Source organism: Paenibacillus sp. W4I10 (assembly GCF_030816325.1).
Taxonomy (GTDB): domain Bacteria; phylum Bacillota; class Bacilli; order Paenibacillales; family Paenibacillaceae; genus Paenibacillus; species Paenibacillus amylolyticus_B.
This window is the reverse complement of sequence record NZ_JAUSXX010000001.1, coordinates 2,318,078-2,331,889: the sequence shown is the minus strand read 5'-3', so window position 1 is coordinate 2,331,889 and position 13,812 is coordinate 2,318,078. Positions and strand designations below refer to the sequence as shown.

14 protein-coding genes are annotated in these 13,812 nt (G+C 44.6%); 10 read left to right on the top strand and 4 right to left on the bottom strand.

Annotated elements, in window-relative coordinates:
* The first annotated feature begins 16 nt into the window (after nt 1–16).
* Complete coding sequence (locus QF049_RS10225) at nt 17–1,177, top strand: leucine-rich repeat domain-containing protein (protein WP_307537102.1); 1,161 nt, start codon at nt 17–19, stop codon at nt 1,175–1,177.
* Nucleotides 1,178–1,225: 48 nt separating this feature from the next.
* Here the strand turns inward: QF049_RS10225 and QF049_RS10220 are convergent, their stop codons facing one another.
* The gene (locus QF049_RS10220) at nt 1,226–1,858 is read right to left on the bottom strand and encodes a nitroreductase family protein (protein ID WP_091016769.1); all 633 of its coding nucleotides are present in this window, start codon (nt 1,856–1,858) and stop codon (nt 1,226–1,228) included.
* Between the two features lie 130 nt (nt 1,859–1,988).
* Between QF049_RS10220 and QF049_RS10215 the strand changes: the two genes are divergently transcribed.
* Nucleotides 1,989–2,228 carry a hypothetical protein gene (locus QF049_RS10215; RefSeq protein WP_307537098.1) on the top strand — a complete coding sequence of 80 codons (240 nt, stop codon included), beginning with the start codon at nt 1,989–1,991 and terminating at the stop codon, nt 2,226–2,228.
* A 135-nt stretch (nt 2,229–2,363) separates the two neighbouring features.
* Here QF049_RS10215 and QF049_RS10210 read toward each other — a convergent pair whose 3' ends face one another.
* Nucleotides 2,364–3,137: a M15 family metallopeptidase gene (locus QF049_RS10210; RefSeq protein WP_307537096.1), complete on the bottom strand. Its 774-nt coding sequence runs from the start codon at nt 3,135–3,137 to the stop codon at nt 2,364–2,366.
* A 457-nt stretch (nt 3,138–3,594) separates the two neighbouring features.
* Entirely contained in the window at nt 3,595–3,957 is a 363-nt protein-coding gene (locus QF049_RS10205; RefSeq protein ID WP_017688778.1) for an iron-sulfur cluster biosynthesis family protein, read from the bottom strand.
* 167 nt (nt 3,958–4,124) lie between these two features.
* Here QF049_RS10205 and QF049_RS10200 point away from each other — a divergent pair, with 167 nt between their 5' ends.
* From QF049_RS10200 to QF049_RS10170, 7 genes are all read left to right on the top strand, one after another.
* Entirely contained in the window at nt 4,125–4,709 is a 585-nt protein-coding gene (locus QF049_RS10200; protein WP_307537092.1) for a TetR/AcrR family transcriptional regulator, read from the top strand.
* Between the two features lie 130 nt (nt 4,710–4,839).
* Nucleotides 4,840–5,286, top strand: coding sequence for a nuclear transport factor 2 family protein (locus tag QF049_RS10195; protein ID WP_105598518.1), 447 nt, complete (start codon nt 4,840–4,842; stop codon nt 5,284–5,286).
* Nucleotides 5,276–6,136 carry an ergot alkaloid biosynthesis protein gene (locus QF049_RS10190; protein WP_307537089.1) on the top strand — a complete coding sequence of 287 codons (861 nt, stop codon included), beginning with the start codon at nt 5,276–5,278 and terminating at the stop codon, nt 6,134–6,136. The genes QF049_RS10195 and QF049_RS10190 overlap by 11 nt, the downstream gene beginning before the upstream one ends.
* 221 nt (nt 6,137–6,357) lie before the next feature.
* Complete coding sequence (locus QF049_RS10185; RefSeq protein WP_307537086.1) at nt 6,358–7,332, top strand: ABC transporter ATP-binding protein; 975 nt, start codon at nt 6,358–6,360, stop codon at nt 7,330–7,332.
* On the top strand, nt 7,325–8,839 hold the full coding sequence (gene opuFB / locus QF049_RS10180) for an osmoprotectant update ABC transporter permease/substrate-binding subunit OpuFB (protein WP_307537084.1): 1,515 nt from the start codon (nt 7,325–7,327) through the stop codon (nt 8,837–8,839). Before QF049_RS10185 ends, opuFB begins: the two co-directional genes overlap by 8 nt.
* 50 nt (nt 8,840–8,889) lie before the next feature.
* Nucleotides 8,890–10,236: a dihydrolipoyl dehydrogenase family protein gene (locus QF049_RS10175; RefSeq protein ID WP_307543179.1), complete on the top strand. Its 1,347-nt coding sequence runs from the start codon at nt 8,890–8,892 to the stop codon at nt 10,234–10,236.
* Nucleotides 10,237–10,273: 37 nt separating this feature from the next.
* A complete protein-coding gene (locus QF049_RS10170) occupies nt 10,274–10,894 on the top strand; it encodes a DUF1349 domain-containing protein (protein WP_307537082.1) in 621 nt (206 codons plus the stop codon).
* Nucleotides 10,895–11,122: 228 nt separating this feature from the next.
* Here QF049_RS10170 and QF049_RS10165 read toward each other — a convergent pair whose 3' ends face one another.
* Nucleotides 11,123–11,596 (bottom strand): SET domain-containing protein, encoded by a 474-nt coding sequence (locus QF049_RS10165; protein ID WP_307537080.1) that lies wholly within the window; start codon nt 11,594–11,596, stop codon nt 11,123–11,125.
* Between the two features lie 197 nt (nt 11,597–11,793).
* Here QF049_RS10165 and QF049_RS10160 point away from each other — a divergent pair, with 197 nt between their 5' ends.
* Nucleotides 11,794–13,350, top strand: coding sequence for an ABC-F family ATP-binding cassette domain-containing protein (locus QF049_RS10160; protein WP_017688769.1), 1,557 nt, complete (start codon nt 11,794–11,796; stop codon nt 13,348–13,350).
* Nucleotides 13,351–13,812: the final 462 nt, after the last annotated feature.

The window sequence follows — 13,812 nt, the reverse complement described above, 5'->3', positions numbered from 1 at the left end:
GGGGGAGGCTTTAGACATGGATATTACTTATGCCTTCACGGATGAACGTTTCAGGCAAGTTGTGTTGGATCGTTTTTGTGATCAGCGGAATTTCATTCAGGAGAGTGACGTTCATGAGGTTGAGATATTGCAACTTTCCAATCACAATATTAGCAGTCTTGATGGAATCGAGTATTTCAGGGATCTTCAAGAGTTGGATTGTGCCTATAATCAATTGACAAGTCTGGATCTAGCTCAGAACCACAAGCTGAGGACGTTACGTTGCAGAGAGAATCAGCTTCTTACACTGGACCTCCGTTCCAATTCGCAATTGCAAGTGCTTGACTGCAGCTTTAATCGACTTCGCAAATTGGATCTTTCTCATAATTCCAAACTTATAACGGTGGAGTGTCATTGGAATATGTTGTCAGAGCTGGCTTCGGAGCCCCTTGAGCAGTTGGAGGAACTTAGTTGCAGTTATAATGCTCTTTTTTCACTTGAACTTGAACACAATAAGCAACTGCGGCGACTTGATTGCGCCAACAATTACATGTTGGAACTTGATGTAACCGGTTGTCCAAACTTGATTGAACTTCGTTGTAACCACAACCATATCAAACAGTTGGACTTTCGTTCAAATATGGTTTTAGAGAGTGTCCGTTGTTTTAACAACCATATTAGCAAGCTGGATATTCGCCATAACGTACAACTAAGAGAGTTGTACTGTTCCGAGAACAAATTAACCGAGTTGGATTATAGCGCTAATCCCAAGCTGGAGAGACTGCAATATGCAGACAATCTGATTTTTGAATCCAATCATGAAGTTCAGGGGATGGGTGTGTTTCAGTATGACGCATCGATGTCCAACTATCAGATGCGCTTACATATTCAGGATAAAGAACTGGTAGTCACTGCACAGGTTTCAACCAAGACAGAGATGGAAGCCTTATCCCCATATATGGAAGCGACGTGGAAACGATGGGACATGCTTGGTGAGCAGGCGCTTAAAACCATTGCCGAGACTCATCCGGACGAAGATATCAGTGCATTGATTTTGGCTGATGCAGAATTTCAGGGAGATCAATATTTCCGATTGGGTTATGATGCGGGGGATACACCTGCTGGTCGACTGTACATATATGCGGAGTTTGACGATGAATTTCACATGTTGGATACATTGATCTATGAAACGTATTAAAGCCACGAGAACGTGGCTTTTTTGCTGTGTCATTTAACTAATTTTATGTTATTCAGCGTGCATTTTGTTGAAGCTAACATATTCGTTAATTGGTTTACGGTAACCGCGTGGGCGTTGTTTGGCTTCCGACTTTTTGCCGATGGTGATCAGCATAACCGGTACGTAATGGTTAGGGATTTCCAAACTCCGTTGCAGTTCTTCCGAGTCAAAGCCAATCATTGGACAAGTATCCCAACCGCGATCCTGAGCGATCAGCATCAATTGCATGGCAGACAGGCTGGCATTGCGAATCGCATCCTCACGTTGGAAGAATCTGCCGCGAGATTCGTAAAATTCAGTGACACTTTGGGATTCCTGCTCGTATTGAAACGGAGTGAGTGCGCCCAGGTTCAGCAAGCCTTCGTTAATAGTGCGGATATGATGATGCGCGTTGACGTCGCCCAATACCACGATGACCGCAGAAGCTGTTTTTACCTTATATTGCTGGGAAGCTTCATAGACTTTCTCTTTCTGTTCCTCGTCTTTAATCACAAGATAGTGCGTGTGTTGCAGGTTAAAGGCAGATGGTGCAAATTTGTTCAGGGCAAACATCTCTTGCAGTTCCGAATCTGAAATTTCAATTCCTTCTTCAAAAATAACGGCCGATCTACGATTTTTGACTAGATTCTCGAACTCACTCATGGTAGTTTCCCTCGCTTATGTATGATTTATAAACTGACTATAACACACTTAGTTACTTTATGTAAGTATTATTTTAGAATAAGACAAGGATTGTCTGCCATACGCTAAAATAAAACACTAGAGGTGATTCATGAAAGCATTGATTGCAAGGTTTATGGGAGGACATGACCCTCATGAATTTCGGGTATATGTGATCCAATCTTCGACGTTAAAACGTTTTGTAGTTGTGGAGATTATTCTAGGCCCTATCGTGTACAATGTCGCACTTTATTTGTGCCATAATGCAATACTTGCTGGAGTAGGCTCTTGGGCTGGAACAGAAGGTCTGAAGAGACTGCCACTTGTCTTTAGAAAAATCGTTGGGACATGATGAAGTGTGTAAATGAAAGATTGAAGCAGAAGAGGGCCAGTTGCGGCCCCATTTTCTCCTTCAGCCATGTTATCTATGGTCACGCTTCTTTTTATCTAATCAGATAACTGTCTACGCTCTGGGTTCCAACCTGCCTTATTTGGCACGTTCCAAATACTGCTCGAGCGTAAGTTTCTGGTTGGTAATCTCACCAGCAATATATACTCCGACATAACGTACATGCCATGGCTCATAGGAGTAACCAGTCAATTTCTCTTGGTCTTTGCCATAACGAATGATGAATCCGTATTTGTGGGCATTGGCTTTTAGCCATTTGCCTTCTTTGGTGTTGCCAAAGCTTTGCTGAAGATCATAACCAGCCGAAGCGCTGGAGATATCCATGGCTAGACCAGTCTGATGTTCGCTTTGTCCTGGCCGAGCACTTGTTTTATTGGCAACAGCTTCACCTTTGATGCTGGCATTACGGTCAAAGATCGATTTCTGGGTCGCATAAGAGCGATAGCCAGACACCGCTTTGATATCAATGCCGTCTTTTTTGGCAGCCGCAAATAATTTTTCAATAGCGCTCGCAGCTACTTTACGCATTTGTTTCTTCGGACTGGAACCTGAGAAGCTAAAAGGAATATTAGGTACAACCAAATCTTGTGGTGCATAAGTTGAAGGCAGATTTCTCTTTTTATTGACAAGTACAACCGTACTGGACACATTGGTCACAGTTGCCACATTTTTAATCGTTTTGATCGTACGACCAGGTGCATTATCATGCAGAAATTGAGTGAAGCTAGAGCTTGCCGCAGACGCGACGGGATTCAGGCTAGAAGTGATGGGAAACGTAGTAAAGGCAGAACCAGCTACAACAGAGCCTACGAGAATTGTAGATATGATGGATTTACGAGTAAAAGATTTCATGATGTGTGTTCCTCCTCGGAATATATGAATCTATATACCGAGTATACTAGAGGATTATATCCATAGGTTCTCCAATTGTTTCCGAGTTGTAAACAAAGTTTGCTATATAAGTTGAACTAAAGAATATTACACTGGACACTACGATGACAGAACAACCTTCCGATCGCTGTTATCCCCAGATTTTACGAATTCCCCTTATAAGGGGGAAATCCGGGGATAGCGTATGCTTCCGATGTAGCTTTCTTTCAGAAAGCTTTTAGGCTAACGCTTCGCTTCTTTAGGTTCTTTCTGTCCTCTCCGTTCCGTGTAAATGTTTAGTTGAATTTATATAGAGTCTTCTTTTGCAACTCTCCTAGAGGCAGTATACATGAAAAAGCCGTTGCATAAGATGCAACGGCTTGTGTTGTGAAGAGAAGAGAGATAATGCTAGATTACTGAAATTATGCTAGAGACTATGTTATAACATGCAAGCGTCGGATCCACCGGAGCTACCCACAGTTACGGCACGGGTGTCACGAACGCGAACGTTGGCGCTGAGCACACCAGAATCACTGCTTAATTTGAAAGAAGGATAATTTTCTTCCGTATCCAGCTTCATGTGTTGTTCTAGGTTCAGCTGCTGCTTCGGATCAACATAGAACGGAACCAGATTGGTTTCAATCTGCGCGTCGAGAGCCGCAAGTTCATCAACAATGATAATAGCGATAACTCCGTTACATCCGCAACCTTCCAAGTCATAGATCACTTTGAAATATCCGGGTTGGTCATTCAGGCTTTCCGTCAATCGTTTTGCTGCCAAATCTGTAATTTGAATATACATATAGGTACACTCCTTTATATGTGGTCATGGTTGTAAGGGTAAAAAGAATTCATTCAGCTTCTATTCACATTATACCACTTTGTCAAAAATCAAAGCATTTATTTTCTTGACTGATCAGTCTGGAAAGGGTATTCTTTATTTAATGAATAGGGAGGTGAGGTCTAAAATTGGGAAGAGCCAAGGAGTTTGACACGGAGACCGTTCTAAGAAAAGCAACGTCTGTATTTGGAGCGTACGGTTATGAAGGTACATCTTTGAGCTTACTGCTGAGTGAACTTGGCATTGCGCGGCAAAGCCTGTATGACACCTACGGAACTAAACATGATTTATTTGTCTCTGCTCTTAAATTCTATATTCAGCAGAAGACAGAGGCGGGGATCAGACTATTAAACGAATGCACAAGTGTGAGGCAAGGCGTGACCGAGTTGTTCAACGAAGCGGTTAACGTGTTGACAGACAACGAACGTCGTAATGAATGTTTCATCATTAATAGCGCGGTTGAACAGGCACCACAAAATCACGAAATCGCAGCTTTTATACAAACCACTAATCAACAAATGGAAGATGTTTTTCATACTGCGCTGTTACGAGGCCAGAAGAGTGGCGAATTGAGGCACTCAGAGGAAGAATTGCCCGGGCTTGCCCGTTTTCTGAATTATTCCCGACTCTCATTGACCTTTACGGCGAAGAGCGGTGCAAGCGCAGAAGCGCTGCGAGATTTTGTACAGATGACCCTAAGGGCTATGGATTAAGTTTTACATTGTTTGAGTAAGATTCTTTATGGTTTTTTGAAAATGAACGCTTAGGGCGTTTATTTTTTGACTATTATAGACCGATTGGTCTGGAAAAAGAACACCAAACAAACTGAAGGAGGAAATAAGGATGACACAATCTCAGCAGATGGAAGCGGGCAATAGTATACCGCATCGGATCATGCATGGATTCACTAATTTGCTACTGGATGGAAAACTGGAACAGTGGTTGGAGCTATATACATCTGAAGCTATCTTCGAATTCCCATATGCACCAGCAGGATATCCTCAGAAACTGGAAGGCAAAGCTGCAATTACGAATCATCTTCATAATCTACTGGGGATGATTGAAATCCAGCAGTTTTCTGAACCGGTGATCTTGGCTGATTCCACGAAACAACAGTTTGTGGCTGAATTTACTTGTAAAGGGCGTTCATTAGTTACAGGCAAGCCATACAACCAAACTTACATCTCTGTAGTGAGCCACTCTAATGGGAAAATTACACATTATAAAGACTATTGGAATCCAATGGTCGTACTCGAATCGGACTTAGGAGGTAACAAGCATGATCAATGATAAACCGTTGACACTTATTATAGGGGCTAATGGAAAAACGGGAAGCCGTGTTGCGGCCATACTTCAAAAGCATCATTATCCGGTGCGTTTGGCAGGAAGAACTAAACCATCTCTTTCTGATTCTGCCGATAACTATGTCTATTTTGATTGGTATGATTCCGAGACATATGCGCTAGCGCTGAAAAATGTGAATCAGGTGTACCTTGTCGTGCCAGTCATGGACATGACCCCAGAAGACGTCATGATTCCGTTCATCAAGGAAGCATTGTGGAACGGGGTTAAGCGATTCGTTTTACTTGGCAGTGCTTCGATCGATGAGAATGGTCCTATATTTGGCAAAGTACATCAGTATTTAAAAGCGCATGCTCCTGAGTGGGCCGTATTACAGCCTTCCTATTTTATGGAGAACTTTACGGAGGGGCCGCATCGGGAGACGACGAAACAACTCGGGAAAATTTACAGTGCTACGGGTGAAGGGAAAATTGGATTTGTTAGTGCAGATGATATCGCGGCGGTGGCCTTCCATGCTCTGACAGATGTAGTTCCTCATAATACGGAGCATATCATTACAGGGCCGGAGTCGTGGTCCTATGGACAGGTTGCAGACGTCTTGAGCCGTGTACTGGGTCAGTCCATCCAGCATGAATCTTTGTCCGATGATGAATTGAAAAACAGCATGATTCGCGCAGGAATGTCAGAAGAATACGCTGCTGCCCTGGCAGGACTGGATGTGCCTATCCGGGAGGAGGGGAGAGAAGATCAAACGACGGATACGGTGACTAAAATAACGGGGAATAACCCAATTTCATTCGAGCAATTTATTCAAAATCATATGGAAGTATGGAAATAATGGAAGAAATATTTTCATATTATGAGAAGACGGTGCCTAGTGCCCGTCTTTTTGCATGTCTACCAGCATGTTGACATCGTTGATTCAAATATGGATCTCTCCCTAACCAGGGACACTACGGAAAGCAGTGATTATACGAACACACTTTTGGGGAAATAGATGAGGATGAATGTTAGGGCGAGTTTTGAGAAACGCCCTAGATAAAGGGGCGAAGAGAGCGAATGATTCAGTTCGAAAATGTATCGAAACAATATCCTGATGGAACAACGGCTTTGCGTCAGGTTAACCTCAACATTAACAAGGGAGAACTGTTCGTCATGATTGGTCCGAGTGGATGTGGCAAAACCACCATGCTCAAAATGATCAATCGCCTGATTGAGCGAACAGATGGAATAGTGCGCATTAATAAACGCCCAATCGATGAATACAACATTCATGAATTGCGCTGGAATATCGGATATGTACTGCAACAGATTGCACTATTCCCGCATATGACAATTGCCGAAAATATTGCGGTTGTTCCTGAACTGCGAAAATGGAAGTCAGATCAAATCAAGGAGCGTATACATACGTTGCTGGACATGGTTGGTTTGCACGGAGATACGTACAGTGAGCGCAAACCTGCCGAACTATCAGGTGGACAACAGCAGAGAATAGGTGTGTTGCGTGCACTCGCTGCCGATCCCGAGATTGTATTGATGGATGAACCATTCAGTGCACTCGATCCGATGAGTCGGGAGAAATTACAGGACGATATTCTGGATATCCAGCGTCAGATGAAAAAAACAATTGTGTTTGTCACCCATGATATTCAGGAAGCGATGAAGCTGGGGGATCGCATCTGCATTATGAAGGATGGACAGGTTTTGCAGGTAGGCACCCCGGAAGAACTGATCCGACAGCCAGCTAATGATTTCGTACGTGAATTTGTTGGAGGTCCTAACACCGATACGAGTTCACAATCTGATTTTGATCTCGAATCCATCATGTCACCACTCTCACCGGGTCATGTGCCAAAATCAGCTAAAACTGCCGTTCCTGTATCCATTACGTTGACGGAGTTAGTTGATATCATGGCTTCCCATGACCATCTGCTGGTTGAACGTAACCGCCAGATTATTGGCGAGATCAGTCGAGTTGATCTGATGAAATACTGGTCTGGTCAGTTACAGGAACGAGGTGAAGGACATGAGTAGATTCACGGAGGTGTTCAGTGAGCGCAAAGGTCAGTTGTTGTCTGCTCTGCTGGAACATATTCAGATCTCATTTATTGCATTGTTCTTTGCTGTCCTCATTGCTATTCCGCTTGGTATATACCTTACTCGCAAACCAAGAGTGGCTGAACCAATTATCGGGGTCACAGCTGTGTTGCAGACGATACCTTCCTTGGCGCTTCTCGGATTGCTAATCCCGTTATTCGGCATAGGTACCCTTCCTGCAATCATTGCACTGGTGGTGTATGCGCTGCTTCCGGTACTCCGGAACACGTACACAGGCATATCCGAAGTTGATCCTTCCATGGTGGAAGCGGCGAATGCGATGGGCATGAATAGTTGGCAACGCCTAATCAAAGTGGAACTGCCACTGGCGATGCCTGTTATTATGGCCGGAATTCGGACCGCTATGGTGCTTATTGTAGGAACGGCAACACTTGCTGCTTTAATTGGCGCAGGAGGTTTGGGTGCATTAATCTTGCTGGGCATTGATCGGAATGATACGGCACTGATTATCCTTGGAGCCATTCCGGCAGCCTTGTTGGCTATTTTGTTTGATGTACTATTGCGTCAATTCCAGCGGTTATCCTTCAAGAAAACATTGGTTACCTTGGGTTCGCTAGCTCTGATCGCGATACTTGTGATTACCATTCCCTTCGTGGCACGTGGTGGGCAGAAGGATCTCGTCATTTCCGGGAAATTGGGGGCGGAACCGGAGATTCTGATTAACATGTACAAATTGTTGATTGAAAAAGACACAGACCTGACCGTTGAACTAAAACCCGGATTAGGCAAAACGCCATTCCTTTTCAATGCACTCAAGTCGGGTGATATTGACATCTATCCCGAATTTACCGGGACAGCGATCTCCGAATTCATGAAGGAAACAGCAGTCAGCACCGATCGGACCGAGGTGTACGAACAGGCAAGAGATGGAATGCTGAGCCAGTTCAACATGGTGCTGCTGAACCCTATGGATTACAACAATACGTATACGTTGGCCGTTCCAAAGAGCATCGCAGATCAATACAATCTCAAGACCATTTCGGATCTCAAACCGGTAGAACAGCAAATGAAGGGAGGATTCACCCTGGAATTCTCGGATCGGGAAGACGGTTACCTTGGCATTCAGAAGAAGTATGGGATTGAATTCCCGAACGTTGCAACAATGGAACCAAAGCTTCGCTATGGTGCTGTTCAACGTGGCGATATCAATCTGGTAGATGCCTACTCCACAGATAGTGAGTTGAGACAATATGAACTCGTTGTGCTGGAGGATGATCAGGAGTTATTCCCACCGTATCAAGGCGCGCCGATGCTTCGTCAAGAAACGGCAGATCAATATCCACAACTGGTTGAGGTGCTGAATCAGCTTGCTGGCAAAATTACGGATGATGAGATGCGTCAGATGAACTATGACGTGAACGTAGAGGGAGCGAATCCTGAACAGGTTGCAGCAGAGTACCTTAAACAGGCTGGATTGTTGTAACTTCAGGCATCCCTGCAATAGATGTACCAAAAGGATGAGGAGGAACCATGATGACACAAGAAACTTATGACTTGATTGCAATTGGAACAGGAAGCGCGGCAAGCTCTGTAATCACCCGTTGCGCTGAAGCTGGCTGGAGAGTTGCTGTAATTGATGAACGTGAGTTCGGCGGAACGTGTGCACTGCGTGGCTGTGATCCCAAGAAAGTGCTGGCTGGAGCGGCTGAGCTGATTGACTGGAATGAACGGATGCAAGGGAAAGGTATTCAGGGACAGGCGACCATCAACTGGTCTGAACTTATGGCCTTTAAACGCACCTTTACCGAAAGCATACCTAGAGCAAGTGAAGATCAATTCAAACAGGCCGGAATGGATACGTTCCATGGTAAAGCTTCATTTGTCGATGAAAACCATATTCAAGTGGGAGAAGAAGTGCTCCATGGCAAACACATTCTGATTGCTACTGGTGCAAGACCTGCGCCACTTGAGATTGAGGGATCAGAGCATCTGATATATAGTGATGACTTTCTGGATCTGGAACGGCTGCCGGATCGATTAGTTCTGGTAGGCGGTGGATACATTGCATTTGAGTTTGCGCATATTGCGGCCAGAGCCGGGACGGAAGTCCATATCCTGCATCGGAGTGAACAGCCTCTGAAATCGTTTGATGTGGAGCTGGTCGAATCTTTGTTGCATAAATCAAAAGAGATCGGCATTCATGTTCACTTGAACGCGGAGGTGAAGTCCATACGGCAAGAGGGGAACGCCTATGTCGTTCATGGCACGCGCAATGGTGCAGATCACCAGTGGCAGTGCGGACTTGTCGTTCATGGAGCCGGGCGTGTTCCTAATGTGGATGGGCTGGAATTGGAGAAAGCCAACGTCAGCTACAGCAAAAAGGGGATCACGGTGAACGAGTATTTGCAAAGTGAAAGTAATCCGAGAGTGTATGCTGCTGGCGATGTAACGGATACAAAAGGGTTGCCTTTAACCCCGTTAGCAGGTCAGGAATCCCGGGCTGTGTCGTTCAATTTGTTGGAGGGAAATCAACACAAACCTAATTATAAAGTGATGCCTTCCATTGTGTTTACTGTCCCTGCCCTTGGAGCTGTAGGTATGAGCACGGAGCAAGCCAAGAAAGAGGGCTATGAGGTGCAGGTAAATGATATGTCGAAATGGTATACTTACAAGCGAACTCATGAAAAATTTTCCATGGCCAAAGTAGTGATCGATAAATCAACTGGGCGTATTCTGGGCGCGCATGTGCTCGGGAGCAAAACAGAAGAATTGATCAACCTTTTTGCAATGGCGATTCAGTTCAATCTGACTATCGATCAGTTAAACACCATGAATTTTGCATATCCTACTGCTGCATCGGACCTGGGTTCTTTAATTTAGAAGTGGTGATGAACTCCCTTTAGGGACGGAAGGAAGGATGAAAACAACAATGTCATCGGATTTTATTGGGCTTCATGAAGGCAAGTGGACTAAGGAACCCGTTGCTGCACGGATGGATGGGGATCGTTTCGTTGTGGAAGCTCAGGAAGGCAGTGACTTCTGGGAGAACACATTCTACGGGTTCTGTCATCGGGATGGACATGCCATGCTTGCTCCATGGGACGGAACGGAAGCGATTGAGGTATCGTTTGATCTAAGCTCATTCACTGAATTATATGATCAGGCGGGACTAATGTTATGGTACGGAGAAGACCAATGGATCAAGGCCGGAGTTGAGGTCAATGATGGCGTGGCACATGTTGGAGCCGTCGTGACGGATACGTATTCGGATTGGTCACTCTCTCCTGTGCCAGAGTGGGGTGGACGAATCGTAACAATCAGAGCCTCCTACAGTAATGAGGCTGTTGTCATTCGTGCTCGTACAGATGAGCATCCTTGGCGTACGATTCGGGTTGCACGGTTTGCCTATCCGACGAACAAACACGCAGGTCCATTTTTGTGTTCACCGAAGCGTGCAGGGTTTGAAGTAGCCTTTACCAAGTGGAGATCCACGACACCCGATCAAGACTTGCACACAGATCCACCGACTACAGATTAAAACAAGTTAAGATGCACGATAAACAATGAAATATGAACAGGTGTATCTGGCTTAGAAAGCAAGACAACACAAATAAGCGAGTCTTCCATTGACGGAGGACTTGCTTATTTTTTGTGTTTAAACTTTGGACTGTGAAGAGTCTCCAGTTACTCATTTTACAATTCACCGGGGCGCACAAGTTTTTTCGCATTTACAACGACAGTCCTTGCAAACTTTTTAGTTAAACGTTTATTTACTCGTATCCGTATCCAGGGACTGGGGTTCAGTCTCTTTTCCACCCTCATCATCATTGGACTTATTGAACTCCAGCATACGCTCCTCGTAATCGTCCAGGAACCATAACGGGTCCATGCTGTCTTCCTCACCGTTGTAATTGATCACGATTTCTTCGCCAGCTTTGATGTCTGTATACGCGTAGAAGTCAAAGGTGTGGTTATCAAAATTGATATCGTAAGTAGCGTTAGGTTCATAGGAGTGGTTGATGAGACTGCCGTAGCCGAGCAGAATGGCGGTATGATTCGCCCCATATTCGAACACGTAATCTTCCAGAATTGTTTTCTCGACATGCTCATGATCTTCATTTGGGTAAGGCACAACGGGTGCCTGATGGATAAGCGTTCCTTTGGCAATATCAACAGTTGCAAAAACCCCGCGGTTAAACTCACCACCATCACCCAACTTGGATTGTTTCACTTCAATCATATTTTTCACCTAATGCTCTTTGAAGAGCTCCGTTCTATATAGTAATAATTCGTTAAGGCAAAATTTTAACCCATACTTTCATATAAGGCAAATTTCAGACAAAAAGGTGCAATATTTTTTAATAGGGCGTTGAGTTGTGCAGGAGATAACGCTTATAATATACAAAGAATTAAGTCTATATAGAAAAGGTGTCATGAATGAGCATATTAAATGTAGAAAAATTAAGTCACGGTTTTGGTGACCGTGCTATCTTTAACGACGTTTCATTCCGCCTGTTGAAGGGCGAACATATTGGTCTGATCGGGGCTAATGGTGAAGGTAAATCCACCTTCATGAACATTATTACAGGAAAGCTTCAGCCGGATGAAGGCAAGGTGGAGTGGTCCAAACGGATGCGTGTTGGTTATCTGGACCAGCATGCTGTATTGAACAAAGGCCAATCGATCCGTGACGTTCTTCGCGGCGCGTTCCAGTATTTGTTTGACATGGAACAGGAAATGAATGATATGTATGGCAAAATGGGCGACGTAACTCCTGAGGAGCTTGAACAACTTCTTGAAGATGTGGGTACGATTCAGGATACGCTGACAAACCAGGATTTCTACATGATTGACGCCAAAGTGGATGAAACCGCACGTGGTCTGGGTCTGACAGATATTGGTCTGGATAAAGACGTCAATGATCTGAGTGGTGGACAGCGTACCAAAGTACTGCTTGCCAAGCTGCTGTTGGAAAAACCCGATATTTTGCTCCTCGATGAGCCTACGAACTATTTGGATGAATTGCATATCGAATGGCTGAAACGTTATCTGCAGGAATATGAGAATGCATTTATCCTCATTTCTCACGATATTCCGTTCCTGAACAGTGTAATCAACTTGATCTATCACATGGAGAACCAGAATCTAACTCGCTATGTGGGCGATTATGATCACTTCCAGGAAGTGCATGAGATGAGAAAACAGCAGTTGGAGTCGGCTTACAAGCGCCAACAACAAGAGATTGCTGACCTCAAGGATTTTGTAGCGCGTAACAAAGCAAGTGTAGCTACACGTAATATGGCGATGTCCAGACAGAAGAAACTCGACAAGATGGATGTCATCGAGATCGCCAAGGAGAAACCGAAACCGCAGTTCAACTTCCGTGATGCAAGAACATCCGGCAAGCTCATTTTCGAAACCAAAGGTCTTGTAATTGGATACAACGAACCGTTGTCCAGACCACTGGATCTGCGTATGGAGCGCGGACAGAAAATCGCCCTTGTTGGTGCGAACGGAATCGGTAAAACAACCCTGATGCGCAGTATTCTGGGTGAAATTCAGGCTCTGGAAGGAACCGTTCAACGTGGTGAACATCTGGAGATTGGTTACTTCCAGCAAGAGATGAAGGATGCCAACTACAATACATGTATTGAAGAGATCTGGCAGGAGTTCCCTTCCTATACCCAATTCGAAGTGCGTGCTGCACTTGCAAAATGTGGTTTGACTACAAAACACATTGAGAGCAAGGTAGCTGTACTAAGTGGTGGGGAGAAAGCCAAAGTGCGTCTCTGTAAGCTGATCAATAATGAAACCAACCTGCTTGTGCTCGATGAGCCGACAAACCATCTGGACGTTGATGCCAAGGAAGAGTTGAAACGTGCGCTCAAGGCTTACAAAGGCAGTATTCTTCTAATCTCCCACGAACCGGAATTCTACCGTGATGTAGTTACGGAGACGTGGAATTGTGAGTCGTGGACCACGAAAGTATTCTAAATAGAGGTTGTTCAAAAGTCACGGACTAATAATACGTGCGAGCTTGCGAACAAGCTCGAAGCGTGAGAAAAGGCGCGAATTTTGCTTGCAAAACAGGCAGAACTCGCGCCTTTTTTGCGTGGTTTTAACGAAAAATGTTTGAATTGAATTCACAGTTGACAGCTGGAATAAGGCAATAATATAATTCAGGAAAGCGATTACATTTATATATTAAAAACCTGTTTCACTGCATAGGGGCAAGGAAGACACGGTATTCCGTATGGGTATCATTGCACTTAGAAGGGAAGACGGGTCTTTTTTTTGCACTCTAATGAAACCGGTTTCATTAAAATGAGGAGGTGGACAAACGCTCGTTACTGACAACTGGTTGCTGAGGATAGGCTGAACAACAACACCGCGCGTTCAAGAACCATGCTTTCATCTTTCACGCCAAAGGAGAGAATGAACATTGGATAAACTCAG